Source organism: Isoptericola halotolerans (assembly GCF_003003075.1).
GTDB lineage: Bacteria > Actinomycetota > Actinomycetes > Actinomycetales > Cellulomonadaceae > Isoptericola > Isoptericola halotolerans_A.
On the sequence record NZ_PVTX01000002.1, the window covers coordinates 211,517 to 237,173 of the forward strand.

The window sequence follows — 25,657 nt, forward strand, 5'->3', positions numbered from 1 at the left end:
TCTTGTGCTGGTGCGATGGCGCGCGCTCGCGTACGGTTGAGCCTGTTGCAGTGTGTTGCTCGTACCGGGACGGTCACCCGTCCTGCGTCGACGAGGTTGTGTCGTCAGGATTGACGCAGCCAGTCGGCGGACCTTGGTCTTTCAAGAGTTGACGACGAACACCGTGATGAGCGCCCCCGACAGTCGGGGTCGCCGACTCTTGAAGGAGTACCCCATGGCCACCGGAACTGTGAAGTGGTTCAACAGCGAAAAGGGCTACGGCTTCATCGCCCCCGAGGACGGCACCGCTGACGTGTTCGTTCACTTCTCCGCGATCCAGTCGCAGGGCTACCGCTCGCTGGAGGAGGAGCAGAAGGTCGAGTTCGACGTCACGCAGGGCCCGAAGGGCCCGCAGGCGGAGAACGTTCGCCCCGTCTGATCTCGCGTGTGACGGTCGCCTGACGGCGGCCCTCTCCTCGTGCGAACGGCCCGCACCCGTTGCCTCACGGCAGCAGGTGCGGGCCGTTTCTCGTCCCCGCGGCGGTCCCAGCCCGTCCGCCCGGCCGGGAACCGCGGCGTCGTACCGGTCGTTCCACCGACATGGGCTTCCTCGACCGACTCCTCGGCAGGTCACGCGACGAGCGTCCCGACATCCCCGGCATGACCGGTGGCGGGACCCCGCGGGGCTACCAGTCCCCCACCCAGGCCTACCAGGCCGGGTCCTCCCAGCAGCGGCCGACGACGGCACGCAGCACGACGCCGTCCGGCCCGGCCGCGTCGGGCCCGGCGACCGAACGCCACCCTGACGACGTGGCGATCGACCGTTACCGCTACCTGCTCCGCACCGCCCCGCCGGACGCCGTCGAGCAGGCGCACGCCGAAGCGTTCTCGCAGCTCACGCCCGAGCAGCGGCAGCGCGTGCTGGCCGAGGTCGGGGCGACGGTGCCGGCGTCGGAGCGCGCCACGTCCGACGACCCGCAGGCCCTGGCCCGGATGGCGACCCGCGCGGAGATGCGCAGCCCGGGCACGCTCGAGAAGACCTTCCGCGGGCAGGGCGGCGCGGGAGCGCCCGGGTTCGGCGCGATGGTCGGTTCGAGCCTGCTCGGGACGGTGGCCGGCGTGGTCATCGGCTCCGCTGTCGCGAACGCGATGTTCGGCCCGATGTTCGGCGACCCCACGACACCTGTCGCCGAGGATGCGGCTGCCGGTGACGACGCCGGGGCCGAGGGCGGCGACGCCGGAGCCGAGGGCGCGGATCCCGGTACCACCGAGGCCGGGGCGGACGCGGGTGGTGCCGAGGCGGCCGGTGACGAAGGGCTCTTCGGGGGCTTCTTCGGAGGAGACGGCGGAGGCTTCTTCGGTGGCGACGGCGGCGGGTTCGACGGCGGGTTCGACATCTGAACGGCAGCGGCACTACCTCGGCGTGCGCCGCACTACCTCGGCGCGTGACCCACTACCTCGGCGCGTGACCCACTACCTCGGCGTGAGCCGCACTACCTCGGCGTGAGGAGGCGGAGGAACGCGCCGAGCTGTTCGAGATCCCGCACGGACGTCGGCAGGTAGTCCGTCAGCCGTGGTGAGCGGACCACGATCGCGCACCACTGCCCGCGCGAGACCGCCACGTTGACCCGGTTCCGGCTCAGCAGGAACCCCATGCCGCGTGGCACGTCCTCCGGGGACGACGCCGCCATCGACAGGATCGCCACCGGCGCCTCCTGCCCCTGGAACTTGTCGACCGTGCCGACGGGGACGTCCTCGAGGCCGGCGGCCTCGAGCGCGCGCCGCACCACCCAGACCTGCGCGTTGTAGGCCGCGACCACGATGACGTCCGCCGGCCCGAGCTGCCGCGGCGCACCGCCCGCGGCCTCGACCCAGCTCCGCCCGAGGACGGCGCGCACCTGCCGCACCACCTCGTCCGCCTCCTCCCGGGAGGCCACCGCGCGACCCTCGTGGGCCACGAGCACCTCGTGCACCCCGGGCGCGATGCCCTCGAGGGATCGGCCGCGCGCGGTGGCGTGGGCGTGCAGCCGGCCGTCGTAGGCCAGGTCGGAGACGCCTTCGCACAGGTCCGGGTGCATCCGGCGCGAGGCCGGCAGGAAGTACCCGAGCCCCTCCGGGAGCGTCTCGTGCCCGTCGGCGAGCCATCCGAGCGCCGACCCCCCGACGGCGGGGTCGGGGTGCGTGCCCTGGGTGACCTGCGGGAGCTGTTGCGGGTCGCCGAGCAGCAGCAGCCGTGAGGCGGCGCGTGCCACCGCGACGGTGTTCGCGACGGCGAACTGGCCCGCCTCGTCGATCACCAGCAGGTCCAGCCCGGAGTCCGGCCAGCGCTCGTGCGCGAAGTCCCATGCCGTCCCGCCGACCACGCAGCCGTCTCCCGCCTCGCCGGCGGACGCAGAGAACCGCTCCAGCGGCTCCGGCGACATCGCCTGCCAGGGCACGTCGTCCGGGTCCCCCGACGACGACTTCTTGGCGACCTGCTCGGCCGGCACGCCCGCCCGGAGCACCCCGCGCAGCAGGTTGCCCACCACGGCGTGCGACTGCGCCACCACGCCGATGCGCCAGCCGCTGCGCACCAGCGCCGCGATGACGTGCGACGCCAGGTAGGTCTTGCCCGTCCCGGGCGGCCCCTGCACCGCGAGGTAGGACCGGTCGAGCCGGCGCACGGCCTCCTCGACCGCCGCCACGACGTCGGGCTCCCCGTCGGCGGCGAGCGCCGGCACCGGCAGGCCACCGGTGACCCGCGGGACGCGCCGCTGGAGCAGGTCGGTCATGGGGCCGGGCGGCAGCCGGTCGGCCATCGCCATGCCGTCCGCCTCCCCGGCCTGCCACGCAGCGAGGGCCGCTCCTGCCGCCTCGGCGGTCGCAGCCTCCTGCGGCTTCGCCTGGACGAACCCGTTGACGGAGATCGCCGACGGTGCCTCCGCGTACGGCTCGTGTCCGCGGCCCACGGCCTCCCGCACGGTGAAGACGTCCCGCTCGCCGCCGTCGTCGGACACCCGGCGCACCGCGGTGATCTCGACCCTGCCGTGGCAGCCCCGCACCGCGCGCGGCCCGAGCTCCCCGACGGCGGCGGGCCCGGGCGCCTCGTACAGCAGGAACGCGCCGACGCCCACGCGCAGCTCGGAGCCCTCCACCGCCGGGCAGGTCAGCTCGAGCACGCGCGACGGCGTCCTGCGGCCGGGCTCGACCTCCCAGTCGCGCAGCACCCGGCACGCCGCTACCACCGATGCCGACCGGCGGCCCGGCCACTCGTCGGGCGGCAGCTCGAGCCGCGCGAAGTGCGCGTGCCAGAACGGCTTGCCCTCGCGCCGGTGGTACCCGACGCTCGCGCCGAGCAGGTTGAGCGCCCGGACGGCCGCGACGTCCCCCGGGTCGTGCGGGTGCGCGTGCTCGACGGCGGCACGGACGTCGGCCTCGAGCCGGTCGCGGGCGGCACGGGCGTCGTCGACCGCGATCTCCTCCGGGACGGCGAGCGGGGCCGCCACCGGCACCTGGACCGGCCCCACCACCTCGTCGTGCGCGCGGCGCAGCCACTCGAGCAGCCGGAGGGTCGAGAGGCAGTCGTACCGGTTGTAGTCGAGGATCTCCGCCCGCCGTGCGGCGGCCTCGTCCCGGGCGCCCGCGGCGACGAGGTCGCAGTACTCCGCGTACTCCACCACGGAGGTGGCCGCGTCGGTGACGCCGGAGCGTGCCGCCTCGTCACCCATGTACAGCGGCTCGAGCTTCTTGATGGACCGGGAGCGGTGGGAGATCCGCAGGCCGGCCCGCACCGTGGCGTACAGGTCCACGAGCACGCCGGCCCGCAGCAGCTCGTCGACCTCTTCCTCGTAGACGCCGTGCCGCGCGGCGATCGAGAGCAGGTGCGTCCGCTCGTAGGCGGCATAGTGGTAGATGTGCATGTCCGGCCACCGGCGGCGACGCTCGGCCATGTCGTCCACGAACTCGACGAGCGCGCGGGCCTCCTCGGCCAGCGAGTCCGCCCACAGGGCGTGGAACGCCGGCCGACCCTCGGCGTCGAGGTCCCGGGTGACCCAGCCGAACAGGTAGTCGATGCCGGACGCCGCCGGGGCACCCGCGCCGTCCGACGGCGTCCACAGGGGGTCGCCCTCGAAGTCGAAGAAGACGTCGCCCTCGCTGGGCGGAGGCAGTCGCTCGACGGAGCGCGGATCGGTCAACGCCCACCGCAGCTCGTCGGGGCCGTCGTCGGTCTCGATCTTCACCGAACCGTGCCCGGGCTCGCTGCCGAGCTGCAGCCCGGCCTGGAACCGGAGCCCGGCGAACCGGTCGGCGCTCATCCCGTCCGGCGGCGACGTCGCCGCGGCGAGCGCCTCCATCGTGGTGATGCCGGCCTCCCCCAGCCGGGCACGCTGCGTCCCGTAGACCCCGGCGACGAGCAGGACGTCGGAGTGCGCCTCGGCCGCCGCCGCGCAGTCCGGGCACTGGCCCAGCCGACGGCAGGCCGTGTGGCCCGGCGCGTCCCACTCGACCGGGGCGTCGGCGGCCACGTGCCGTTCCACCACCTCGAGCAGCCGTTCGCGACGCGCCCGGAACACGGGCAGCACCTCGGCGAGCAGGTGGTCCGTGACCTCCCCGGTACCCAGGACCAGGTGGGCGTGCGGCGTCGGGTCGACGCCGGCCGCGAGAAGCTGGTCGGCGTAGGCCGCGAGCTGCAGCACGGCGCGGACCTTCTCACGCCGGGCCAGCTTGGTGTCCCACACCGCGTAGCGGGGCCCGCCGTCGCGCACGAGGAAGTCCGCCCGGCCGTGGAACCGGCCGTCGAAGAACGACGCCTGGAAGACGACGTCGGCGTCCCGCCCCAGGGCGGCGAGGGTGCGTGCGTGCGCGGCGACGAGCTCGTCGTGCTCCATGCGGCCCGGCGGCGCGATCGCCACCACACCACCAGGGCCGTCGCCCGACGCCCAGCCGAACCGGTCGACGAACTCGTCGAGCACGGCCCGCTCGTGCGACTCACCCAGCGCTGCCGTGCGTTCGAGCATCTCGTCGCGCTCGCGCCGTCGTCCGGGCGTACGACCGAGCACCTCGTCGAGGCGCCGCAGCAGCGCGTGCTCGCACTCCGCGGCGACCACGAGGTCGCTCGCCGAGTGCACGAGCCGCGGCTCCGCGCCGCCCGTCGGCGGTACCTCAGCGCCGTCGCCGTCGCTCAGCAGGAACATGTGACAGGTCTACCAGTGGCCCCCGACATGGACCTCGGGCGGTCGCGTCCGCCATAGTAGGGGCCGCGCGATCTCGAAGGAGTCCCATGTCCGTGCGGTTCAACCCCCCTCCAGGCTGGCAGGTCCCTCCCGGGTTCCGGCCCGACGCCGGCTGGTCTCCAGACCCTTCCTGGCCCCCTGCACCGCCGGGCTGGGAGTACTGGATCGAGGAGCCGACGGCGGCCGCACCCGCTCCGTCGTTCGCCCCCGCCGCCTCCGCCACGCACGACGTCGGCGCGACGACCGTGATCGCGCCGGTCGCGACGGCGTCGCCGGCATCCGCACCCGCACCCGCCGTGCGGCCCGCCGCACAGCCACCGGCGCCCGCCCCGGCCGCACCCACAGCGCCGCCGCCCGGCCCGCCCGCGGGAGGACCGCACCCGGTCGAGCACGCCACGACGCCGGTGCCGCCTCTCGGCACGCCCGCGCCCGGCCGTCCGGCCGGCAGCCCCGCCCCGACCCGGGGTGCCGGCGACGGTGCCACCGGGAGGCCGGCCCGCCGGCGGCGCCCACCGTCCCTGATGGTCGCGGGTGTGGCCGTGGCCTGCCTGGCGCTCGGGATCATCCTGGGCGTCATGTTCTCGATGGTGCAGACGTCGGACGCCCGGCAGGCGGTCGCCGACGCGACCCGGGATGTCGAGGCGGCCGAGATCGCCCAGGAACAGGTCGAGGCCGACCGCGCCGCGCTCGAGGAGCGCGCCAAGGCTCTCGACAGCCTCGAGAAGGACCTCCAGAAGCGGGAGACGGCGGTCGCGGACCGCGACGCCGAGCTCACGAACCGGGAGAACCAGATCGCCGACGCCGAGCAGCAGGCCCAGGAGCAGCAGGCTCAGCAGCAGCAGCAGCAAGAGCAGCAGGGCGGCGGCCAGTGGTGGTACTGGGACTGCAACGGCGCGCGAGACGCCGGTGCGGCCCCCATCCAGCAGGGCCAGCCCGGCTACCGCAACGGTCTGGACCCCAACGGCAACGGCGTCGCCTGCGAGGCCGGGGAGTAGCCGCGGGCTGTCGCACCCGGCGCCTGCTCGCGAGGGTCTCCCGCGGCACCGTCGACGAGGGAACCGGCTGACCGGCAGAGCCGGTCAGCCGGGGTGGCCCCTTGCGACGCGCTCAGACGCCGTACCCGGCGAGGTCGGAGCCCACCATCCCCAGCACGCCGAACACGACGCCCCACAGGATGATCGAGACGATCTGCCAGCCGATCACCGCGTTGCGCGAGGCGCCGAACGAGACCATGGCGGCGGCGGTGATCTGGCTGGGCAGCACCGTCTGGCCGAGCAGGCTCACGCCCGGCACCCCGAACCGGTCGAACCGCTCGCGCAGCTTCGCGCGGCGCGGCGAGTCCGGCTTGTCCCGCCGCGCGACGGCGGCGGTCCGCACGCGGGAGGTCGTCAGCACGAAGATCAGCATGGAGATCACGTTGCCGACGATGGCGGCCGCGATCGCGACCACGGGGTTCACCCCGGCGAGGATGCCGAGCACGGAGCCGCCGTAGGACTCGACGAACGGGATCGCCCCGGCCAGCATCACGCCGACCCACTGGAGCAGCGGGGGCAGGGACTCGGTGAAGGACTGCAGGTTCTCGATCATCAGGTGCTCCCAGGTCGTGGCGTGCGGACGTGATCCCATCTTCGGGGCGCTCTCGCGCGATGGGCAGTGCCTGGGTGCACCGGTTCACGTGGCCCCCTCACGGGCCTGCCATGACATCCGTCATCACGGCTCGCCCCGACGCCCGCGGGCCCGCGTCCTACCGTCTCCTGACGGCTGCCTGCCTGCGGTCTCCCGGCGCGCCCGTCGACCCGCCGCCGCCCTAGGCTGGGCGGATGGTCCGGGTCCTCGTGGTCGACGACGACGCCACCGTCGCCGACGTGGTGGTGGCCTACCTGGAGCGCGCCGGTCTGTCGGCCGAGCGCGCCGTGGACGGCCTCGACGCCCTCGCGGCCGCGACCACCCGCCCGCCCGACGCCGTCGTGCTCGACCTGATGCTCCCCGGCCTGGACGGCATCGAGGTGTGCCGGCGGCTGCGCGCGGACCGCCCCGGGCTGCCGATCCTCATGCTGACCGCCCGCGGCGAGGAGGAGGACCGGATCGCCGGGCTCGAGGTCGGCGCCGACGACTACGTCACCAAGCCGTTCAGCCCCCGCGAGCTGACGCTGCGCGTGCAGTCCGTGCTGCGCCGCGCCGGCGCGCTGGCGCCGCACCCGGCCGGGCCCGGCAGCGCGCCCCCCGAGCCGCCGTCGGGCACCCTGCGCGACGGCGACCTGGAGCTGGACGTCGCCGCCCACCGGGTGCTGCGCCGCGGCGCGGAGCTGCCCGTCACCGCCCGCGAGTTCGACCTGCTCGCCTGGTTCCTCGCGCACCCCGGCCAGGTGCACGACCGCGAGACCCTGCTGCGCGAGGTGTGGGGCTGGGAGTTCGGGGACCGCTCCACCGTGACGGTGCACGTGCGCCGGCTGCGCGAGAAGGTCGAGGCGGACCCGTCCCGGCCGGTCCGGCTGGTGACCGTGTTCGGCGTCGGCTACCGCTGGGACACCGGGAGCACCGCATGACGCCGCTCGCCGGCGTCGCGCTCGCCGCCGGGGTGGCGGCGGCCGTGGGCGCTCTCGGTGCGGCGGCGGTCGTCGCGGTGGGACGACGACGGCCCTCCGTCGCGGCGGTCCTGGCACCCCTGGTGGTGGTCGCCTCCGTCGCGGCCGGCGTGTACGCCAGCGCGCGGGCGATGTTCCTCTCGGAGGCCGACTCCGTGACCGTGCTGTGGCTGCTGCTCGCCACGGTCCCGGTGGCGCTCGGCGTCGGGGCGGCCCTCGCGGTGCGCACCCACCGGCTCACCGCCGAGCGCACGGCCGCGCTGGCCGCCCGCCGTCGGGACCGCGAGGTCGAGGAGCGGCGGCGCGAGCTCGTCGCCTGGGTCTCCCATGACCTGCGCACGCCGCTCGCCGCCGTCCGGGCGCTGGCCGAGGCGATGGAGGACGAGGTGACCTCCCCCGCCGACGCGGCCGCCGGGATCCTCGCGGAGAACGGCCGCATGAGCGACATGGTGGACGACCTCCTCGCGCTGTCGCGCCTGCAGTCCGGGACGCTCGAGCTCCGGCGCGAGCCGACGGACGTGGGCGACCTCGCGTCGGACACCCTGGCCGCGGCCGGGACGCTGGCGGGCGCCGCCGGCGTCCGGCTGACCGGCGAGGTCACCGAGCAGGTCGTCGCGGACGTGGACGCCCGCGAGGTGTCACGGGCCCTGGGGAACCTGGTCGGCAACGCCGTGCGGCACACCCCGCGCGGCGGCACGGTGTGCGTCCGGGTCTCGACGGGCGGGCCCGGCGAGGACGCCGTCGTCGTCCAGGTGACCGACGCCTGCGGGGGCATCCCCGACGCCGACCTGCCCCGCGTCTTCGAGGCCGGCTGGCGCGGCACCGCCGCCCGCACGCCCGGCGGGGGCGGCGCGGGGATCGGACTGTCCATCGTGCGCTCCGTCGCCGAGGCGCACGGCGGCCGCGTGGACGTGGACAACGTCGTCCTGCCCGACGGCGGACGCGGCTGCCGCTTCACGCTCACGCTGCCGCGGTCGGCTCCCACGGCGCGGCCGCCACGAGACACCGCCCCCGTGGCGGACGGAGCCCGGCCATGAACCACGAGATCGAGACCGGGCGAGGAACGATGCCGGTCTACTGCGCGACCCCGGACGTGCCACCGCCCTGGCCCGGGGTGGTGGTCGTCCACGACGTCACCGGGATGAGCGACGACCTCCGTGCCCAGGCCGACTGGTTGGCGGGCGAGGGTTTTCTGGCCGTGGCGCCCGACCTCTACTACTGGGGCAGCCGACTCGGCTGCCTCCGCACCGTCATGCGAGACCTGGTCCGCCGCAGGGGCCGCTCGTTCGACGACATCGAAGCGGCCCGGGGATGGCTGAGCGACCACGAGGCGTGCACGGGAGTCGTCGGGGTCATCGGCTTCTGCATGGGTGGCGGGTACGCCCTCGCGCTGGCCGCCCACCGCGGGTTCGCGGGTGCCAGCGTGAACTACGGCGGGTGCCCGTCCGACGCCGCGGACTGGCTGGCCGAGGCCTGCCCGATCGTGGGGAGCTTCGGTGGTGCAGACCGCTCCCCGCTGGGTGGCCGGGCCGGCGCGCGGCTCGACCGGCTGCTGACCGGGCTCGACGTCCCCCACGACGTCAAGATCTATCCCGGTGTCGGGCACGGCTTCATGAACGACCACGACCCCACGGACCAGACGTTGCTGCTGAGGTTCCTGGCCCGCGTCTCGGGGACCGGGTACGACGAGGACGCCACCCGCGACGCCCGACGACGGATCGTCGCGTTCTTCAGGCGCCACCTGGCCTCCCCGTGAGCCGGGGCCCGGTGGCCCGGGCCGGCACCCGGACGCCCCCGCTACCCGACGACGACCTGCGCCGTCGTGCCGTCCGCGTAGGTGACCTCGGCGCTCGTCGCGAGCGCGGACCCGCCCGGTGCCCACACCGCCCACCAGCCGTCGGTGACGGAGGCCTCGACGGCCTCGCCGGTGGTCAGGGTCAGCTCGACGGCCGTGACGTCCTCGCCCACCTGGCCGAACGCGGACGTCAGCGCGCCCTCCGTGCCGTCCCCCTCGGACCAGGAGGCCGTCCCGCTCTGCAGGGTCGTCAGCTCGCGCGCGTCCGGTGCGGGCAGGTCGACGCCGGCGGCGCTCGAGGTGACGACCATCGGGGGCTCGCCGTCGGTGCTCGTGACGAAGCACTCGGAGTAGGCACCGTCCCCGGCCAGCACCACGTAGGTGTAGTCGCCGCGCACGTCGGTCAGCACCGGCTCGACGGGCGACTCCTGCACAACGGGGCCGTCGGGGCCCTCGACGATCTCGGCCGCGCCGGTGCCGCACTGCTCGGCGCGCAGCTCCTGCTCCGCCGCGGGCAGCGCGGCGGGCACCGGCGTCCACGACGCGTACGCGGCCGGGGAGTCGAGGGTGACCGTGGTGACCACGACGGCGACCGCGACGGCGGCTGCGGCGCTCGCGACGGCGGCCGCACGCCCCGGACGGCGGGCCCCCGGGCGACGCTCCCCCGCGGGGGCCACACGCGACTGCGCGAGGATCTGCGCCAGGGCGTCGTCCTCGGCGCTGCCCGGGGCGTGCAGCTCACGCGCGGGGTCCAGCTCGGCGAGGTCGGCCAGCATCGGGGACCTCATCGCGCCTCCTGGAGCTTCTGCAGGACCTCGGCCGTCTCGCTGGGCACCTCGGAGAACGCGAGCAGACGCTTGCGGGCCCTGGTGAGGCGCACGGAGAACGTGGTGGGCCGGCAGCCGAGCACGCGGGCGGCCTCGACCGTCGTCAGCCCGTCCCAGGCGACCAGCGCGATGACCTCGCGGTCGCCGTCGGAGAGCAGCTCCCACGCCTGGCGCAGGTCCGCGCGGTCCGCGGCGACGTCGTCGGTCCCCTCCTGGGTCGGGGTGGGCTGCTGCTCGATGCGCACGGTGAGCGCGCGCCAGCGGCCGTGCGTGCGCAGGTGCGTCGCCAGGACGTTGCGCGCCACCCCGAAGAGCCAGGGGCGAGGATCGGCCGGGACGTCGTCGAGTCGGCGCCACGCCACGAGGAACGCCTCGGAGACGACGTCGTCGACCAGCTCGGGCGCGACGCGGCGCGCCACGAACCGCGTGACCTGCTCGTGGTGATCGACCCACAGCCCGGTCAGCCGCTCCTGCGCCTCGGCGTCCTCCACGCTCCGCAACCTTCTTTCACCCATCACCCTGTCATTGCCGGCAGGGCTGCGATGCCTACACGGTAGGGCACGATCTGTTGCGGTGGAGGGCCCGGCCGGTACGCTCTCACCCAACTCGTGCACGCCGGACCACCACCCGTCAGCGTCTTCCGGGCCCGACGTCGAGGCGACGACGCCCCGGACGACGCCGGAGACGACGCGCTCGACGACGCCCGACAGGGCGAGGAGAACGACATGAGCCGATGCAGGACCGTCCACCGCCGCGCCGGCGTGCTCCTCGGCGCCGCCGCCCTCGTGCTGGGGCTGGCCCTCGCGCCGACGTCGGCACCCGCCGCCGTCGCCGCGAGCGAGAACCTGCCGGGCGTGCCGGAACCGGGCAGCCCCGACCACGTCTGGGAGTCCTGGGCGGCCGAGGAACGGGCGCAGGCCGAGGCCACCGACTGGGACGCGGACGCCGCGACACGTGGCTGCGAGCTGCAGGAGGTAGAGATCTCCGACGAGGTCGACGTCGACTACAACCGCGCCATGGGCGCGCCCGACGACCTGGCCACCCATCGCGTGGACCTCGTGGAGGACTGCTCGTCCCCGGAGGCGGAGCGCCTCATGGGGACGGCCGAGGACGGCGCGGCCGACGCCCCGGCCGGCGACGTCCGGACCCTGGCGCTGTCGAGCGGCACGTCGTGCAGCAGCACCCACGGCCCCGGCACCGCCTGCGTGTACAAGAGCAGCGGGCGGATCTACGCCTCGTGGAAGTACCGGGGCTCCGGCAGCGTCTCGGGGTTCCTGCGGATCTACCAGATCTCGTCGTCCGCCTCGGGCTGCTACCGCGGCAGCACCTGGCTGACCGGACCGTCCTCCACCTGGAGCAGCGGGATGACGCGCAGCATCTCCAAGACGAAGACCACCAGCACCGGGTACTCGGGCCACATCTGGAAGAAGGTCACGTTCGGGCACACCGACTGGGGCTCGGCCTGCTCACGCCTCTGACGGGCGCTGCCGGCCGGGACGACGACCTCAGAGCACGTGCGCGAGAAACTCCTGCAGCCGCGGCTCGCTCGGCCGGTCCAGCACCTCGGCCGGGGGCCCCTGCTCGACGATCGCGCCGTCGTCCATGAACACCACGTGGTCGGCGACCTCCCGGGCGAACCCGATCTCGTGCGTCACCACGACCATCGTCATGCCCGACGCCGCGAGGTCCTGCATGACCGTGAGCACCTCGCCGACCAGCTCGGGGTCGAGCGCCGAGGTGGGCTCGTCGAACAGCATCAGCTCGGGGTCCATCGCCAGCGCCCGCGCGATCGCCACGCGCTGCTGCTGGCCGCCGGAGAGCTGCGCCGGGTAGTGCTCGACCCGGTCGGTCAGCCCCACCCGGTCGAGCAGCTCGAGCGCGCGGGTGCGCGCCGCGCGCTTCGACAGCCCGCGCACCTGGACGGGTGCCTCCATGACGTTCTCCAGCGCCGTCAGGTGCCCGAACAGGTGGAACCGCTGGAACACCATGCCGATGCGCGACCGCTGGGCGGCGATCCGCGTGGGGTGCAGGCGGTGCAGCACGCCCTGCGCGTCCTCGCGGTAGCCGAGCAGCTCGCCGTCCACGTGCACCGAGCCGGCGGTGATCTGCTCCAGCTCGTTGAGGCAGCGCAGCAGCGTGGACTTGCCGGAGCCGGACGGTCCCAGGATCACCGTCACCGAGCCGCGCGGGACGGCGAGGTCGACGCCGCGCAGCACGTGCAGACCCTCGGCGCCGTGGCCGAACACCTTGTGCACGCCGCGGGCCTCGACCATGGGGGTCGCCTGGACGTCGCTCATGGGGTCACCTCGGCAAACGGGTCGTCACGGGTGGTGCCGGCCGCGCGGATCGCGGCCTGCCTGCTCGGCCGTCGGTTCCGCCGTCGGCCGCCGGGACCGCCGGCGACCCCGCGCCCGTAGTACCGCTCCAGGTAGTGCTGGCCGACCATGAGCACGGAGGTGATCAGCAGGTACCACAGGGCTGCCACGATGAGGAGCGGGATCGGCTCGAACGTGCGCGAACCGATCGCGCTGGTGGCGTAGGTGATCTCCAGCGTGAACGGGACGGCGACCACCAGGGAGGTGGTCTTGAGCATCGAGATCGTCTCGTTGCCGGTGGGCGGCACGATGACGCGCATCGCCTGCGGCAGCACGATCCGCCGCAGGATCTTGCTCTCCGGCATGCCGAGGGCGCGGGCCGCCTCGGCCTGGCCGGCGTCGACCGACCCCAGCCCGGCCCGCACGATCTCTGCGAGGTAGGCGGCCTCGTTGAGGGCCAGCCCGACCAGGGCCGCCCAGAACGCCGTGATCACCGTGCGGGTGTCGAAGACCAGCAGCTCGGGGCCGAACGGCACCCCGAGGCTCAGCCGCGGGTACAGCACCGAGATCAGGCCCCAGAACACGAGCTGGGTGTAGATGGGGGTGCCACGGAAGAACCAGATGTAGCACCAGGCGACCCACCGCATCACGGGGTTGTCGCTGCGGCGCATCACGGCGAGCAGCACCGCCAGCACGACGGCGATGGCCATGGACCCGAAGGTCAGCACGAGGGTCCAGCCGACACCGCGCACCACGTTGACGTCGCGCAGGTACAGCCAGACGGTGTCCCACCGGAAGTTCGGGTTGGTGACCAGGGCGTTGACGACCATCGCGGCGAGCACGAGGACGATCGCCCCGGACACCCAGCGGCCAGGCCGGGGCACCGGCCGGGCGCGCAGCGGTTCGGGCAGCGCGGTCTGGGCGGGCACGTCAGACGCCGGGGTCGAGCTCGGCGGTGGCCAGCGCGCCGTCGGCGTTGCCCCACTCCTCGAGGATCGCCGTCAGCGTGCCGTCGTCCATGAGCTGCTGCAGCGCGGCCCGGACGGCCTCGGCCAGCTCGGTGTCGTCCTGCGCCACGACGACGCCGTACGGGGCGGCGTCGGTGATGTCGCCGAGCGTCTCGAGCTCGCCGTCCGCCTGGTCCACGGCGTACGCGGTGACGGGCGAGTCGGCGTACATCGCCTGCACCTTGCCGCCCACGAGGTTCGTGGTCACGTCGGCCTGCGAGTCGTAGGGCAGCACCTCGACGGCCTCGGAGCCGGCGGCCTCGCAGTCGGCCGAGACGGTCTCGAGCTCGCCCTGCTGGACGGTGCCGGTCTGCACGCCGACGACGACGCCGCACAGGTCGGCCGGGTCGATGCCGTCCGGGTTGCCGGCCGCCACGGCGAGCTGGGAGCCCGCGTCGAAGTAGCTGACCATGTGCGCGACCTGCAGGCGCTCGGCGTCGATCGTGAAGCCCGAGACGCCGACCTCGTACTTGGTGCCGACGGCGGGGATGATCGCGTCGAACGTCGACGGCTCCACCTCGGCCTCGAGCCCCAGCGTCGCGGCGACCGCGCCGGCGATGTCGACGTCGAACCCGACCGGGGTGACGCCGTCGGCCGCGACGAACTCCGCCGGTGCGTAGGAGAGCTCGGCGCCCACGGTCAGCACGCCGTCCTCGGCGACGTCCGCCGGGACCAGGGCGGCCAGGTCGGCGTCGGCCTCGACGCCGGAGACGTCGAAGCCCTGGACGGCGGCGCCGTCCTGCGCCGCGGCGTCGCCCGACGCGGACCCGAGATCCTCCGAGGCGGTGGTGCAGCCGGTCAGCAGGGCGGCGCCGAGGACGCCGACGGCGAGCGCGGACAGGGACGTGACGGGGCGGGCGCGCATGACGGTCTCCGAAGGGTCGCGGGAGGGGACGACGCCGGGACCCGGTCGGGCGGTCGGCGTCTATGCAGGAGTATGCATACCTATTCCTACGGCGACCAAACCGGCGGGGCATGAGGTGCGTCACGCCGGCACGGAAAGAGCCGACGCCGGGGGTCCGTGTCGAGATGGCAGCGTGCACTGCCACCTCGGCACGGACCCCCGGCGTCGGCGGAACGGTCCGGGGCGGGTGAGGGCCTACGTGTCGTGCTCGATGATCCCCGCGTCCTGGCGGTGGTCGTCCACGCCGCCCGGCGGGAGGTCGTCGCGCTCGGGACGGGCGCGCAACGCCACGATGCTGACGATCAGGCCGCCCCAGATGATCACCATGGCCACGGCCATCATGAGGATCGATTCGGTGGTCATCGGATGAACCCCTTCTGCTCGGTGGCGGCGTCGACCGGCGGGTACGGCGGCCACGCGGTGAACTCCTCACGGCTCCGCCAGCGCGGCAGCGAGAACACGATCGCACCGACGAACAGCAGCGCCACCGAGCCCCAGCCCGCGTACAGCAGGTACGTGGTGTCGTAGTCCTCGTACGGCTCGTTGATCCGCGTGATGACGTACTGCACGAGCATCACGATGAGCATGACCGGGACGATCGCACCGACGCAGACGTACCACCAGCGACCGACCTGGAACGTCGAGACCGTGTTGAGGTGGTGGCGCAGCTCCGGCCCGCTGCGGTAGAGCCAGATCACGAACACGCACATGAAGATCGCCGAGGCGACGATCCCGATGTTGTTGACGAACGCGTCCACCGTGTCGAGCAGGATCAGGCCCGTCGTGGTGCTGAACCCGAGCACGGAGACGACGCCGAGGGTGAGCCCCATCCCGAGCGTCGCCGCCCGGCGGGACAGCGCGAACTTCTCCTGGACGGCGGCCGAGACCACCTGCAGGATCGACACCAGCGAGGTGAATCCGGCCATCACCAGCGACCCGAAGAACAGCGCGCCGAAGAACGCGCCGCCCGGCATCTCGGTGACGATCGTCGGGAACGTCACGAACGCCAGCAGCACGCCCTGGAAGTTGAGGTCGGCGACCGTCACGCCCTGCTGCGACGCGAGGAACCCGAGTGCCGAGAACACGCCGATCCCCGCGAGCAGCTCGAACCCGGAGTTCGAGAACGCCACGACCAGCCCCGGGCCGGTCATGTTGGAGCGGCGACGGCGGTACGAGGCGTAGGTGATCATGATGCCGAACGCCACGGAGAGCGAGAAGAAGATCTGACCGTAGGCGGCGATCCACACCGACGGGTCGCCGAGCGCGCTCCAGTCCGGGGTGAACAGCACGTTGAGGCCGTCGACCGCGCCCTCGAGGAACAGCGAGCGGACCACGAGGATGCCGAACGCGACGATCAGCAGGGGGATGAAGACGACGTTGGCCCGCTGCACGCCCTTGACCACGCCGGCGGCCAGCACGGCGACCACGGCGACCCACACCAGGACGAGCGGGATGAGGACGGCGGCCACGAAGTCGAACGTGAGCCACGGGTCGGCCCCGCCGACGTCGGCGAGCTGGAGGTGCTCGCCCACGAAGAACGCCGCGGCGTCGTCGCCCCAGTCCAGGCCGAACGAGTAGACGAAGAAGCTCGCGGCCCAGGCGACCACGGCGGCGTAGTAGACGGCGATGAGCACGCAGATCATCACCTGGAACCAGCCGAGGCTCTCCAGCCACCCCTTCACGCGGCGGAACGCCTGCGGCGCGCCCCCGCGGAACCGGTGGCCCAGCGCGTAGTCCAGGAAGAGGATCGGGATGCCCGCCGTCAGCAGGGCGACGAGATACGGGACCATGAAGGCGCCCCCGCCGTTCTCGTACGCCACGCCGGGGAAGCGCCAGATGTTGCCCAGCCCCACCGCCGAACCGATCGCCGACAGGATGAAGCCGACCTGCCCGGTGAACTGCTCGCGTGGTGCCGCAGTCGTGTTGTCAGTGCTCACGAGTCCCACAGCCTCCGCGTCGATCGCCCTCGAGTCAAACCACGTCACCTGCGATCATGCGCGATGCCGCACGCACAGGCAACGTGTCGGCGGTCCAGCGGTCAGCCGAGCAACCGGCCGAGGTAGCCGCCCTGCAGCCGCCCGCCCGGGTCGAACCGCTCGGTCAGCGCCTTGAAGTCCCCGAACCGCGGGTAGAGGGCGCCGAGCTCGGCCGGGTCGATCGCGAAGACCTTGCCCCAGTGCGGCCGGGCGCCCAGCGGCAGCAGGAGCTCCTCGATCGCGGGCAGCACCGCCGCCACCTCGGCGCCGCGCGGGTGCCAGGTGAAGTGCAGCGCCACGGAGTCCTCGTCGAACGGGCTGAGCCACAGGTCGTCAGGGGCGACGGTGCGGATCTCGCAGGTCTGCAGCAGCGGCGCGACCCGGGGCGCCAGCCCGAGCATGCCCTCGATCGCCGCGACCGCGTGGCGCCGCGGCAGCAGGTACTCGGTCTGCAGCTCCGCGCCGGACGACGGCGTGAACTCGAGCCGGAAGTGGCTGAGCCGCTCGTGCCACGGCCCCGGCACGCCGAGCTGTTCGGTGCAGGCGGCGGCGTCGACGCCGGGCAGCGGGTGCACCGGTTCCGTCGCCCACCGCAGGCCCGGCACCGCCGCGGGGCGCTCGCCCACGGTGCCCGCGGGCACCAGCGACTTGAACAGCACGTGGCGCACCGCCGCCGCCTCCCAGCTGGTGAAGAGGCTGACGGAGTAGGCGGCGCCGCTCACGGCGTCGAAGCTGCCGAGGACCGTCTCCCACGGCACGTCGACGGCCACGTCCTGGCGGACGTCGAAGCTCGGCATGGTCTCCAGCTCGACCCGGGTGACGATCCCCAGCGCACCGAGCGAGACGACGGCGCCCGGGAACACCTCCGGGTCGTCGGCCCGGCTGACCCGGCGCAGCTCCCCCGCGGTGGTCATGATCTCGAGCGCCACGACGGGGCCGGCGAGCGACTGGTTGCTGTCGCCGGACCCGTGCGTCCCGGTGGCGACGGCCCCGGCCACGGAGATGTGCGGCAGCGAGGCCAGGCTGCCCAGGCCACGGCCCTGGAGCTGCAGCGCGCGCGAGACCTCCCCGTAGCGCAGCCCGGCGTTGACCGAGACGACGCCGGTGGCGGGGTCGAGGTCGACGGCCGGGCGTCCGTCGTCGAGCCGGTCCACCTGGACGTGCGTGCCGGGTGTGTCGGCGATGTCGTTGAACGAGTGCCGCGACCCGAGGGGCCGGACCGGGCCCGCGGCGGCGAGCACCGTCGCGAGCTCGTCGAGGGTGGACGGGCGCGCCAGGGTGTGCGCCGCGTAGTCGAGGTTGCCTGCCCAGTTCTGCACCCGCCTAGCCTGCCACGGCTGCGTCCAGGTACGCCGCGAGCGCCGTCGCCGCCTGCCGGACGGCGGCACGCTCGGACGGCTCCGGGTCGCGCTGCCACTGCACCTCGACCTCGCCGTCGTGCGGGGGCCGGGCGGGCCAGCGCCAGCGGGCGGCCAGCAGCCCGTCCACGGCGACGGTGTGGACGAACGCGCCGATGCGGCCGGGTTCGGGCGCTCGCGGGTCGCCGAGCACGCCGCGCGTCTCCCGGTAGGAGGCCAGGACCTCGTCGTACCCGCACAGCAGGTCCACCACGGGGCCCGACGGCGGCGCCGCGGCGGGGAGCGCCACGTCCTGCTGCGGGACGGTCGGGCGGGTGGCGGCGTCGTGCAGCTCCGGCGTGCTGACGAGCGCCGCGCCGTCGAGGCCGTCGCGCCCCGGGACCAAGACGGCCTCGCCGGTGTCGAGGAGGACGGCGAGCCCGGCGCGCAGCTCGGCGAGCGTGAGCCCGCACCACTGCCCGAGGTCCTTGGCCGTCGCGTAGGCACGGCCGGGCAGGTACCGCCGCCACAGCTCCAGCACGGCGGCCTCGCGGTCGAACCGTCCGCCGAGGGGCCCGTACCCGGGCGGGACGCGCTCGTCGAAGGGCACGTACGTGTGCTGGCCCTGCGCCGTCGGGCCGCTGACGACCACGCACCGCAGCTCGGCGTGCATGAGCACGTGCGTGACCACGATGCCGGGGGCGTCGTCGGCGACCAGCCCACGCGCGACCAGCGCCGCGGCGAGCTCGGGGCGGGTGCGCGCCCCGAGGGCGACCTCGTCGGCCACGGCGTCGATCGCGGCCGTCGGGTCGCCGAGGCCCCACTGCTTCTCCGTGGAGGCCATGGTGCGCGCCACGCGGGGTGCGGTGAGCTCGAGGAGCCAGCGGGCGTCGTCGGGCCGCACGAGGTGCCAGGTCGGGCGCAGGACGTGGGTGCGCAGGAACGCGCCCTCGTCGAGCGCCCGGAGCGCCACGGGCTCCGTGACCTGCGGGGCCTCGCCGGTGCGCGCGCCGGGCGCGAGGCGGCGGCTGAGCCCCCAGAGCGTCGGGCGCAGCTCCTGCCCCTGCACGGCGAGCAGGTGCCCGACGGCGGACGGCAGGTCGGGCAGGTCCGGCTCGCGCAGGCGCTGGGCCCGCAGACGGGCGGCGCGGACCGTGACGGCGTCGACGCTCATGCCGGCATGCTGCCACCCGACCCCGACATCCCGCCGCTGTGGTGGGCGCGATCTCTGGGCCGGAGATGCCGCTCACAAGGACGAATCGGGCCAGAGATCGCGCCCACCACCGCGCGGGTCAGGCGAGGGTGAGGCTCACCGTGACGTAGGAGTGCGCCGGGAGGGTCACCTCCAGGCCGCGGTCGTGCGGGCGGACGGCGTCGAGCGTCACCGGAGCGACGGCGTCGGGCGCCTCGGGGGTGTTGTGCGTGGCGAGACCGGGAGCGCTGAGCACCCGGGCGGAGTGGCCGACGACGTCGCGACCGCGCAGGTCGAGCACGACCGTGCGCCCGGCCTGGGCGTCGAGGTTGGTCAGCGAGACCAGCGCGGTGCCGCCGCGCGTGGACGCCGACGCCGAGACCAGCGGCAGCTCGCTCTTCTCCCCGGTCCGGGTGGGGACGCCCTGCAGGTGCACGTCGAGGGAGTCGGCGTCGTGGTGGCCCGTGTTCATCTCGAACACGTGATAGCTCGGGGTCCTGACCAGCGCGCCGGACTCCGGGTCGGTGAGCAGCATCGCCTGCAGCACGTTGACGGTCTGGGCGATGTTCGCCATCACCACCCGCTCGGCGTGCCGGTGGAACGCGTCGAGGTGGACGCTGGCCACCAGCGCGTCGCGCAGGGTGTTCTGCTGGTACAGGAACCCCGGGTTCGTGCCCGGCTCCACGTTCCACCAGGTGCCCCACTCGTCCACCACGAGGCCCACGCGCCGGTGCGGGTCGTAGCGGTCCATGACCTGCCCGTGCCGGGTCAGCAGCTGGTCCATGTAGCCGGCCCGCTCCAGCGCGAGGTACCACTCGTCCTCGCTGAACTCGGTCGCCGAGCCCTTGTCCGCCCACGGGCCGGTCATCGTGTAGTAGTGCAGCGAGACCGCTTGGAACGGCCCGGCAGGGGCGTCCGCCTCCTCGGCGCGGTCGAGCGCGTCGAACGACTGCATGAGCACCTCGGTCCAGTGCAGGTCGGCGTCCGAGGCCCCGGCCGCGATCCGGTACACCTCGTTGCCCGCGTGGTTGCGCACATAGGTCGAGTACTGCCGCGCCAGCGACGCGAACTGCTCCACGCGCAGGTTGCCGCCGCAGCCCCACGCCTCGTTGCCGATGCCGAAGAACGGCACCTTCCACGGTTCGTCGCGCCCGTTCCGACGCCGCAGGTCGGCCATCGGCGAGTCGTCGGCACGGGTGAGGTACTCGATCCACTCGCTCATCTCGGCCACCGAGCCCGAGCCCACGTTGCCCGAGATGTAGGCGTCCGTGCCGAGCAGCTCGCACAGGTCCATGAACTCGTGGGTGCCGAACGAGTTGTCCTCGACCACGTCGCCCCAGTGCGAGTTGACCATGCGGGGCCGCTGGTCCCGCGGGCCGATGCCGTCACGCCAGTGGTAGTCGTCGGCGAAGCACCCTCCCGGCCACCGCAGGTTCGGGATGCTCAGCGCGCGCAGGGCCTCGACGACGTCGGTACGGATGCCCCGCTCGTTCGGCACGTCGGAGTCCTCGCCCACGAAGAAGCCGCCGTAGATGCACCGGCCCAGGTGCTCGGCGAAGTGCCCGTAGACGTGCCGGGAGATGCGCGGGCCCGGCAGGTCGAGGTCGATGATCGCTGTCGTCTGATCCATGGGCAGGAGTTTATCGATATAATCGCGCTGGACGGAAGGGGTTGACCGATACCGTGACGGGCGTGAGGCCGACCATGAGCGACGTGGCGCACGCCGCGGGCGTCTCCACCATGACCGTCTCGAACGTCCTCACCGGACGGCGCCGTGTCAGCACGCAGACCCGGACCCGTGTGGAGCGGGCCGCCGCCGACCTCGGCTACGAGCTCAACCTCACCGCCCGCCACCTGCGGGCCGGGCGCACGGACACCGTGGCGCTCGCCGTGCCCTTCTTCGACCACCCGTACTTCGGCGAGCTCGCCGCCCGGCTCGCCCGGCTCCTCGCGCCGGAGGGCCGCCACCTCGTCGTCGAGCAGACCGGACCCAGCCGCGAGGCCGAGCTCGCCGCCGTCACCCGGGCGCGCTGGCAGCTCTACGACGGCGTGCTGCTGTCGGTGGTCGGGATGACCGCCGCGGACCTCGACGACCTGCGCACGTCCGTGCCCCTGGTGCTCCTCGGGGAGCAGCAGATGCCCGCCCGCTACGACCACGTCCGGATGGACAACGTCGGCGGCGCCCGCCTCGCCACCGCCCACCTGCTGGCCACCGGGGCACGCCGGATCGCCGTCGTCGGCGGCGCCGAACCCTCCGCCGACGCCGGCATGATGCCGGCGCGCACCCTCGGCTGGGCGCTCGCCCACGAGGACGCCGGGGCGGCGGCCGAGCCCGGGCTGGTCGTCCGCGCGCCGGCCGACCTCGCCTCCGGCCGCGAGGCCGTCCGCAGGATCGTGCGGGACGGGATCGCGTTCGACGCCGTCCTCGCCGTCACGGACACGCTCGCCGCCGGCGTCCTCGCAGGCCTCGCCGAAGCCGGCCTGCGGGTGCCCGACGACGTCCAGGTGGTCGGGTTCGACAACCTGGCCTCGTCCGAGCTCACCGTGCCCGCGCTGTCCACGGTGGACCCCGGCCACGAGCACCTGGCCACCGAGGCGCTGCGCCTCCTCGACGTGGCCGTCGCACGCGGCCCCGGGCGAGGGGCCGACGGCGCGGCGGACGCTCCCCGGCACGTCACCGCACCGGCGGAGCTCGTCCTGCGGGCCACCACCCGGGAGCGGCGCGGCTGAGCGCGGGGTGCCCCCACCGGCCGGTCAGGTACCGGCGGGCTGCTCCTGGCGGATGATCGGGATGCGCCCGCCCATCCCGACCATGTCGAGGACCTCGGTCACGGCGGCGGAGGGCTCGAGCAGCTGGACCGGCGAACCGGTCTCCTGGCCGAGCATGTAGATCTGCAGGATGAAGGCGACGCCCGACGAGTCGAGGAACGTCACGTCGCGGACGTCGAGGACGATGGGGATGCCCGGCGGGCGAGCCACCACGGTGGACATCGCGTCGCTCGCCGCCTCACGCAGCGCGGCGTCCACCTCGCCCCACAGGGTCAGGTAGGTGCTGTCCTCCTGGTGCTGGCAGGAGATGCCGGACCCGGGATCGTGCTCGAGCTCGGTGGTGTGGTCGGTATCCATGGGGTTGCTGGCTCCCGTAGTGCCGTCGGCGACCGATGTGGCCCTTCTACCCCCGTCGAAGGCCATGGTCGAGTGTTCACCGGTCTGATGGATTCGTCCAGTGCTGCCGGACGATCGTTACCCGCGGTCCTCCGACCCGGGTGGTGGGTCCGGGTCGGTGACGTCGGCGACCTCGGCGCCGAGCACCCGGACCAGGTCGTCGGCGTCCAGCGTCGCGGCGACGCCGTGACCCCCTGCGCCGACGGACACGCGCCCCGCACCGGCGACGGACGCGTCGGCGACCACCGGCCAGTCCGTGGTCGCGCCGAAGGGAGTGATGGTTCCGCGCTCGTATCCCGTGACCTCCCGGGCCACGTCGGCGTCCGGCATCGACAACCGGTTCGCGCCGAGCAGCGACCGCAGCTTCGGCCAGGCGATGGTGCGCCCGCCCGGGACGAGCACGAACAGGAAATCGCCGTCCCCCCGGCGCACCACGAGCGTCTTGAGGACCTGGTGCGGCTCCAGCCCACGGGCCGCGGCGGCCTCGGCGAGCGAGCCGACCCGGCCGTGCCGCGTGATCTCGAAGTCGACACCGGCCGCCTCGAGACCGCGGCGGGCGCGCTCCTGCGCCTCCGGCCCGGTCAACGGTCCTCCCCCAGCACGCGCTGCGCCGTGGCCGCGGCGTCCGACGTCTCGTCGTGCTCCGTCCGCTCCGTGCGCCAGTACTCGGCGCCGTCCCGCGTCCGGGAGACCAGGCCCAGGTCCACCATGGCACGGCGCAGGCCGACCGGGTCGTCGGCGAGGTCAGCGAGCCGGTCCGTCAGCTCGCGCTCGGTGAGCGGCTCGAGGAGGTGCGGCATGGCGAGCGTCGCGAGATAGCGCGTGACGGCCTGCTTGTCGCGCCATCGCCGCGGGCTGCGCCGCAGGCGCCCCTCGTCCAGGAACCGGCGGGGGTCGCCGGAGGACTGCTGTCCGGTCACTGGTCGCCCGGTTCCTCGTCCGCGCCGGAGTCGCCCTCCGGGTCGTCGTCCTTGGCACCGAGCAGTTCCAGTGCCGGGTCGAGAAGGGCCGTGGACGTCGGCTCCGAGGTCGGCTCCGTCGTCGTGGGCGCAGACTTCGTCGGTTCCGGGGCCGGCTCTTGAGTCGGGTCGGTCGGCTCGGTCGGCTCCGCCGGTTCCGTCGTTTCCGTCGGCTCGGGCTCCGGCTCGGACGGCTCCGGCGTCGGCGTCGGCTCGGGCGGCGTGCTCGGCGACGGTTCGGGCGTCGGCTTGGGCGACGGGCTCGGCGAGGGCTTGGGTGTCGGGCTCGGCTCGGACGGCTCCGACGGGCCCGGGGACGGCTTCGGGCTCGGCTTGGGGCTCGGGGACGGCTTCGAGTCGCCACCGTCCTTGCCACCCTTGCCGCCGGTACCGGTCTTGTCGCCGGTGCCGTTCGTGCCGCCGTCCTTCTTCTTGCCGTCCTTGGAGTCCGCCGAGCCCCCGCCCGCGCCCTGACCGTCGCCCGCACCGCCCTTCGAGCCGCCGCCGGACGACCCACCGGTGGCGGACCCCCCGGTGGACGCTCCACCGTCGGTGTCGAAGTCGTCGGTCGACGTCGCACGGTCCGGGATCGGGCCGGCGGCGAAGAACTCGAAGTGCCACGGCTCGGGCTTGCTGCCGTCCAGCCGTGCCCACGCCGGGTTGTCCCAGCCGTAGTCGGGACCGTTGACCCGCAGCCACGCGTACTCGGCGGACCGGCCGCCGGAGATCGGGGTCGAGAGGTCGAGCGCCAGTCCCCAGCCGTGGTTCGACGTGCCCGGCACCGCGGCCAGGTGCGGCTTCGCGGCCCGGACCGCGACCTGGGCGGCGTAGGAGCGGTAGGAGTCCGTGATGGGGATGTCGGTGCCGAACCGCGCCCGGTACTCCTCGTTGAGCGCCTCGAGCTGGAGGGCGGCGTCGCACCGGAGCATGTGACCGGGCGCCCACGGGATCGCGCACAGCACCGAGGCCGGGATCATGCCGTTGCTGTAGCCCGCCGTCGAGGACGCGTGCTGGTCGACGACCGAGCGCAGCGCCGCCGACAACGAGCTCGTCACGGCGTCCAGCGGCAGCCCGTCCGCGGTGGCCGGGGTGCCGTCGTTCAGCACGAACGTCCCGTCGGCCAGCTCGGTGACCGGCGGGCGGATGTCGACGACGTAGCCCGCCGACGCCGGGTCGAGGAGCGTCGACAGGCGCGTCGCCGCGACGACCACGTCGTCGAACGTCACGGCGTCGTGCACGTGCTCGTGACCGGCGCCGTCCGGGGCACCGTGGGCCTCGTCGTCGGGGCCGTCGGTGGCGTCGGGGCCTGCCGAGGGTGTCCCTGGCACTTCCGGGGCGCTCGCGCGGTCGGACGGGTCGCCCTCGTCCGCGGCGCCGGCGTCGTCCGGGAGGACGGGGCTCGCGACGCGGAGCGCCTCGTCACCGTCGCCCGTGCCGTCGCCGTCGAGGAGCTCGTCCAGCGTGGGGAGCTGCAGGCTCGGCACGTCGACGGGCTCGATCGGCTCGAGCTCCGCCGTCGGCCGCGGCTCGTCGGCGTCGTCCTGCGTGGCGTCCGAGTACTCGACCTGGGGCGTCCCCACGTCTGCGACGTCCTGCGGGCGCACCGAGCCGCCGTCGTCGCCCGCGGGCTCGTCGGCCTCGGCGGGCGGGCGCAGCTCGCCGTCGCCGAGGTCCGGGTCGACGATCGGCTCGCCGCCGTCGGGCTGGCCGGGCTCGTCCGCCGGGTCCGGCGCGGCGGGCTCGTCGGTGTCGGTGTCGCCCGGCACGGGACCCGCGACGTCGTCACGCTGCTCCGGTGCGCCGGCGCGCGGCGCGACGGCGGCGTCCCGCTGGGCGACGTAGATGCTCAGCAGGGAGCCCAGCTCGGCCGCGGCCTGCTGCACCTCGGGGTCGAGCGCACGACCTGAGTCGACGGCGGCCAGCTCGGCGCGCTCAACGATGTCGAGGAGCTGACCCAGCGTCGTCGGGCCGGTCGAGGTGGAGGCGCCGACGACGCCCACGACCACAGGGTCCGCCTCGACGGGCGCGGAGAACGCGGGGTGCTCGGCGAAGTCGTTCCAGGGGAGGTCGGCCACCGAGCCGGCCATGATGCCGGCCGCCAGGGTGAGCGCCGCCGCGCCTGCGCCGAGGGTGCGGAGCATCGGGTGGACGCGCTGGGCGGGCGTGGCGCGTCGCGGCACGGAGCCGTCGACGCCGTGGGCGTCACGTTCTCCCAGGTCACCGTTCTTCTCGACCGCCACGCGGAAACCCTTCTACCAGCCGCTGTGCTGCACGACGCATCCTTGCACATCCACGTGTCCAGATGCTGCGGGCAACGTCCCCCGGGGTCCACTCTGCGGCACCGCGGCGTGCCCCGCCAGTGCTCCGGAGCAAGTCCACCCGGTCACCTCGAACCGGCGGGCA

At 74.2% G+C, this 25,657-nt stretch carries 24 protein-coding genes; 8 read left to right on the plus strand and 16 right to left on the minus strand.

Annotated elements, in window-relative coordinates; genetic code table 11:
• The first annotated feature begins 214 nt into the window (after positions 1 to 214).
• Both cspE and BCL65_RS04235 read left to right on the plus strand, forming a co-directional pair.
• Positions 215 to 418, plus strand: a complete 204-nt coding sequence (gene cspE, locus BCL65_RS04230) for a transcription antiterminator/RNA stability regulator CspE (protein WP_106265512.1) — start codon at positions 215 to 217, stop codon at positions 416 to 418.
• A gap of 161 nt (positions 419 to 579) precedes the next feature.
• Positions 580 to 1,380: a hypothetical protein gene (locus BCL65_RS04235; protein WP_106265514.1), complete on the plus strand. Its 801-nt coding sequence runs from the start codon at positions 580 to 582 to the stop codon at positions 1,378 to 1,380.
• 92 nt (positions 1,381 to 1,472) lie between these two features.
• Here the strand turns inward: BCL65_RS04235 and BCL65_RS04240 are convergent, their stop codons facing one another.
• Positions 1,473 to 5,153 carry a TM0106 family RecB-like putative nuclease gene (locus tag BCL65_RS04240; RefSeq protein ID WP_106265515.1) on the minus strand — a complete coding sequence of 1,227 codons (3,681 nt, stop codon included), beginning with the start codon at positions 5,151 to 5,153 and terminating at the stop codon, positions 1,473 to 1,475.
• Positions 5,154 to 5,239: 86 nt separating this feature from the next.
• On the opposite strand from BCL65_RS04240, the gene BCL65_RS04245 reads away from it, so the two are divergent.
• Entirely contained in the window at positions 5,240 to 6,187 is a 948-nt protein-coding gene (locus BCL65_RS04245) for an excalibur calcium-binding domain-containing protein (RefSeq protein WP_106265517.1), read from the plus strand.
• Between the two features lie 112 nt (positions 6,188 to 6,299).
• Here BCL65_RS04245 and BCL65_RS04250 read toward each other — a convergent pair whose 3' ends face one another.
• Entirely contained in the window at positions 6,300 to 6,779 is a 480-nt protein-coding gene (locus tag BCL65_RS04250) for a hypothetical protein (protein WP_106265519.1), read from the minus strand.
• Between the two features lie 233 nt (positions 6,780 to 7,012).
• Here BCL65_RS04250 and BCL65_RS04255 point away from each other — a divergent pair, with 233 nt between their 5' ends.
• The 3 genes from BCL65_RS04255 to BCL65_RS04265 are packed head-to-tail and all read left to right on the plus strand — an operon-like array spanning position 7,013 to position 9,533.
• Positions 7,013 to 7,738, plus strand: coding sequence for a response regulator transcription factor (locus tag BCL65_RS04255; protein ID WP_106265521.1), 726 nt, complete (start codon positions 7,013 to 7,015; stop codon positions 7,736 to 7,738).
• On the plus strand, positions 7,735 to 8,814 hold the full coding sequence (locus BCL65_RS04260) for a sensor histidine kinase (RefSeq protein WP_106265523.1): 1,080 nt from the start codon (positions 7,735 to 7,737) through the stop codon (positions 8,812 to 8,814). The genes BCL65_RS04255 and BCL65_RS04260 overlap by 4 nt, the downstream gene beginning before the upstream one ends.
• A complete protein-coding gene (locus BCL65_RS04265; protein WP_243400761.1) occupies positions 8,811 to 9,533 on the plus strand; it encodes a dienelactone hydrolase family protein in 723 nt (240 codons plus the stop codon). The genes BCL65_RS04260 and BCL65_RS04265 overlap by 4 nt, the downstream gene beginning before the upstream one ends.
• A gap of 41 nt (positions 9,534 to 9,574) precedes the next feature.
• Here the strand turns inward: BCL65_RS04265 and BCL65_RS04270 are convergent, their stop codons facing one another.
• On the minus strand, positions 9,575 to 10,360 hold the full coding sequence (locus tag BCL65_RS04270) for a hypothetical protein (RefSeq protein ID WP_125206459.1): 786 nt from the start codon (positions 10,358 to 10,360) through the stop codon (positions 9,575 to 9,577).
• Positions 10,357 to 10,890 (minus strand): RNA polymerase sigma factor, encoded by a 534-nt coding sequence (locus tag BCL65_RS17920; RefSeq protein ID WP_165799913.1) that lies wholly within the window; start codon positions 10,888 to 10,890, stop codon positions 10,357 to 10,359. Before BCL65_RS17920 ends, BCL65_RS04270 begins: the two co-directional genes overlap by 4 nt.
• Before the next feature lie 234 nt (positions 10,891 to 11,124).
• On the opposite strand from BCL65_RS17920, the gene BCL65_RS17925 reads away from it, so the two are divergent.
• Entirely contained in the window at positions 11,125 to 11,877 is a 753-nt protein-coding gene (locus BCL65_RS17925) for a hypothetical protein (RefSeq protein WP_165799912.1), read from the plus strand.
• Between the two features lie 27 nt (positions 11,878 to 11,904).
• Here the strand turns inward: BCL65_RS17925 and BCL65_RS04285 are convergent, their stop codons facing one another.
• The 8 genes from BCL65_RS04285 to BCL65_RS04320 all read right to left on the minus strand — a co-directional run bounded on the left by BCL65_RS04285 (position 11,905) and on the right by BCL65_RS04320 (position 20,760).
• Positions 11,905 to 12,696 carry an amino acid ABC transporter ATP-binding protein gene (locus BCL65_RS04285; RefSeq protein ID WP_106265532.1) on the minus strand — a complete coding sequence of 264 codons (792 nt, stop codon included), beginning with the start codon at positions 12,694 to 12,696 and terminating at the stop codon, positions 11,905 to 11,907.
• A complete protein-coding gene (locus tag BCL65_RS04290) occupies positions 12,693 to 13,643 on the minus strand; it encodes an amino acid ABC transporter permease (RefSeq protein ID WP_106265534.1) in 951 nt (316 codons plus the stop codon). Before BCL65_RS04290 ends, BCL65_RS04285 begins: the two co-directional genes overlap by 4 nt.
• Before the next feature lies 1 nt (position 13,644).
• A complete protein-coding gene (locus BCL65_RS04295) occupies positions 13,645 to 14,586 on the minus strand; it encodes an ABC transporter substrate-binding protein (RefSeq protein WP_106265536.1) in 942 nt (313 codons plus the stop codon).
• Positions 14,587 to 14,820: 234 nt separating this feature from the next.
• The gene (locus tag BCL65_RS04300) at positions 14,821 to 14,988 is read right to left on the minus strand and encodes a methionine/alanine import family NSS transporter small subunit (RefSeq protein WP_106265538.1); all 168 of its coding nucleotides are present in this window, start codon (positions 14,986 to 14,988) and stop codon (positions 14,821 to 14,823) included.
• On the minus strand, positions 14,985 to 16,562 hold the full coding sequence (locus tag BCL65_RS04305) for a sodium-dependent transporter (RefSeq protein WP_106265942.1): 1,578 nt from the start codon (positions 16,560 to 16,562) through the stop codon (positions 14,985 to 14,987). The genes BCL65_RS04300 and BCL65_RS04305 overlap by 4 nt, the downstream gene beginning before the upstream one ends.
• A 101-nt stretch (positions 16,563 to 16,663) precedes the next feature.
• On the minus strand, positions 16,664 to 17,920 hold the full coding sequence (locus tag BCL65_RS04310; protein WP_106265540.1) for an FAD-binding protein: 1,257 nt from the start codon (positions 17,918 to 17,920) through the stop codon (positions 16,664 to 16,666).
• 4 nt (positions 17,921 to 17,924) lie between these two features.
• Positions 17,925 to 19,112: a winged helix DNA-binding domain-containing protein gene (locus tag BCL65_RS04315; RefSeq protein WP_106265542.1), complete on the minus strand. Its 1,188-nt coding sequence runs from the start codon at positions 19,110 to 19,112 to the stop codon at positions 17,925 to 17,927.
• A gap of 118 nt (positions 19,113 to 19,230) precedes the next feature.
• Positions 19,231 to 20,760 carry an alpha-N-arabinofuranosidase gene (locus BCL65_RS04320; protein ID WP_106265544.1) on the minus strand — a complete coding sequence of 510 codons (1,530 nt, stop codon included), beginning with the start codon at positions 20,758 to 20,760 and terminating at the stop codon, positions 19,231 to 19,233.
• Positions 20,761 to 20,822: 62 nt separating this feature from the next.
• Here BCL65_RS04320 and BCL65_RS04325 point away from each other — a divergent pair, with 62 nt between their 5' ends.
• Complete coding sequence (locus BCL65_RS04325; protein ID WP_106265944.1) at positions 20,823 to 21,860, plus strand: LacI family DNA-binding transcriptional regulator; 1,038 nt, start codon at positions 20,823 to 20,825, stop codon at positions 21,858 to 21,860.
• Between the two features lie 24 nt (positions 21,861 to 21,884).
• On the opposite strand, the gene BCL65_RS04330 is transcribed toward BCL65_RS04325, so the two are convergent.
• From BCL65_RS04330 to BCL65_RS18275, 4 genes are all read right to left on the minus strand, one after another.
• Positions 21,885 to 22,256 (minus strand): STAS domain-containing protein, encoded by a 372-nt coding sequence (locus tag BCL65_RS04330; RefSeq protein ID WP_106265546.1) that lies wholly within the window; start codon positions 22,254 to 22,256, stop codon positions 21,885 to 21,887.
• A gap of 117 nt (positions 22,257 to 22,373) precedes the next feature.
• Complete coding sequence (locus tag BCL65_RS04335; protein WP_106265548.1) at positions 22,374 to 22,880, minus strand: aminoacyl-tRNA deacylase; 507 nt, start codon at positions 22,878 to 22,880, stop codon at positions 22,374 to 22,376.
• Positions 22,877 to 23,215, minus strand: coding sequence for a DUF2087 domain-containing protein (locus BCL65_RS04340; RefSeq protein WP_106265550.1), 339 nt, complete (start codon positions 23,213 to 23,215; stop codon positions 22,877 to 22,879). The genes BCL65_RS04335 and BCL65_RS04340 overlap by 4 nt, the downstream gene beginning before the upstream one ends.
• Complete coding sequence (locus tag BCL65_RS18275; RefSeq protein WP_106265552.1) at positions 23,212 to 25,494, minus strand: M15 family metallopeptidase; 2,283 nt, start codon at positions 25,492 to 25,494, stop codon at positions 23,212 to 23,214. Before BCL65_RS18275 ends, BCL65_RS04340 begins: the two co-directional genes overlap by 4 nt.
• Between the last annotated feature and the right edge of the window lie 163 nt (positions 25,495 to 25,657).

Coding starts and splice junctions, on each gene's coding strand:
- BCL65_RS04270 (WP_125206459.1), bottom strand. CDS start 10,360: ATGAGGTCCCCGATGCTGGCCGACCTCGCCGAGCTGGACCCCGCGCGT.
- BCL65_RS04320 (WP_106265544.1), bottom strand. CDS start 20,760: ATGGATCAGACGACAGCGATCATCGACCTCGACCTGCCGGGCCCGCGC.
- BCL65_RS04235 (WP_106265514.1), top strand. CDS start 580: ATGGGCTTCCTCGACCGACTCCTCGGCAGGTCACGCGACGAGCGTCCC.
- BCL65_RS04295 (WP_106265536.1), bottom strand. CDS start 14,586: ATGCGCGCCCGCCCCGTCACGTCCCTGTCCGCGCTCGCCGTCGGCGTC.
- BCL65_RS04285 (WP_106265532.1), bottom strand. CDS start 12,696: ATGAGCGACGTCCAGGCGACCCCCATGGTCGAGGCCCGCGGCGTGCAC.
- BCL65_RS04260 (WP_106265523.1), top strand. CDS start 7,735: ATGACGCCGCTCGCCGGCGTCGCGCTCGCCGCCGGGGTGGCGGCGGCC.
- BCL65_RS04250 (WP_106265519.1), bottom strand. CDS start 6,779: ATGATCGAGAACCTGCAGTCCTTCACCGAGTCCCTGCCCCCGCTGCTC.
- BCL65_RS04245 (WP_106265517.1), top strand. CDS start 5,240: ATGTCCGTGCGGTTCAACCCCCCTCCAGGCTGGCAGGTCCCTCCCGGG.
- BCL65_RS04265 (WP_243400761.1), top strand. CDS start 8,811: ATGAACCACGAGATCGAGACCGGGCGAGGAACGATGCCGGTCTACTGC.
- BCL65_RS04300 (WP_106265538.1), bottom strand. CDS start 14,988: ATGACCACCGAATCGATCCTCATGATGGCCGTGGCCATGGTGATCATC.
- cspE (WP_106265512.1), top strand. CDS start 215: ATGGCCACCGGAACTGTGAAGTGGTTCAACAGCGAAAAGGGCTACGGC.
- BCL65_RS04330 (WP_106265546.1), bottom strand. CDS start 22,256: ATGGATACCGACCACACCACCGAGCTCGAGCACGATCCCGGGTCCGGC.
- BCL65_RS04240 (WP_106265515.1), bottom strand. CDS start 5,153: ATGTTCCTGCTGAGCGACGGCGACGGCGCTGAGGTACCGCCGACGGGC.
- BCL65_RS04315 (WP_106265542.1), bottom strand. CDS start 19,112: ATGAGCGTCGACGCCGTCACGGTCCGCGCCGCCCGTCTGCGGGCCCAG.
- BCL65_RS17925 (WP_165799912.1), top strand. CDS start 11,125: ATGAGCCGATGCAGGACCGTCCACCGCCGCGCCGGCGTGCTCCTCGGC.
- BCL65_RS04255 (WP_106265521.1), top strand. CDS start 7,013: ATGGTCCGGGTCCTCGTGGTCGACGACGACGCCACCGTCGCCGACGTG.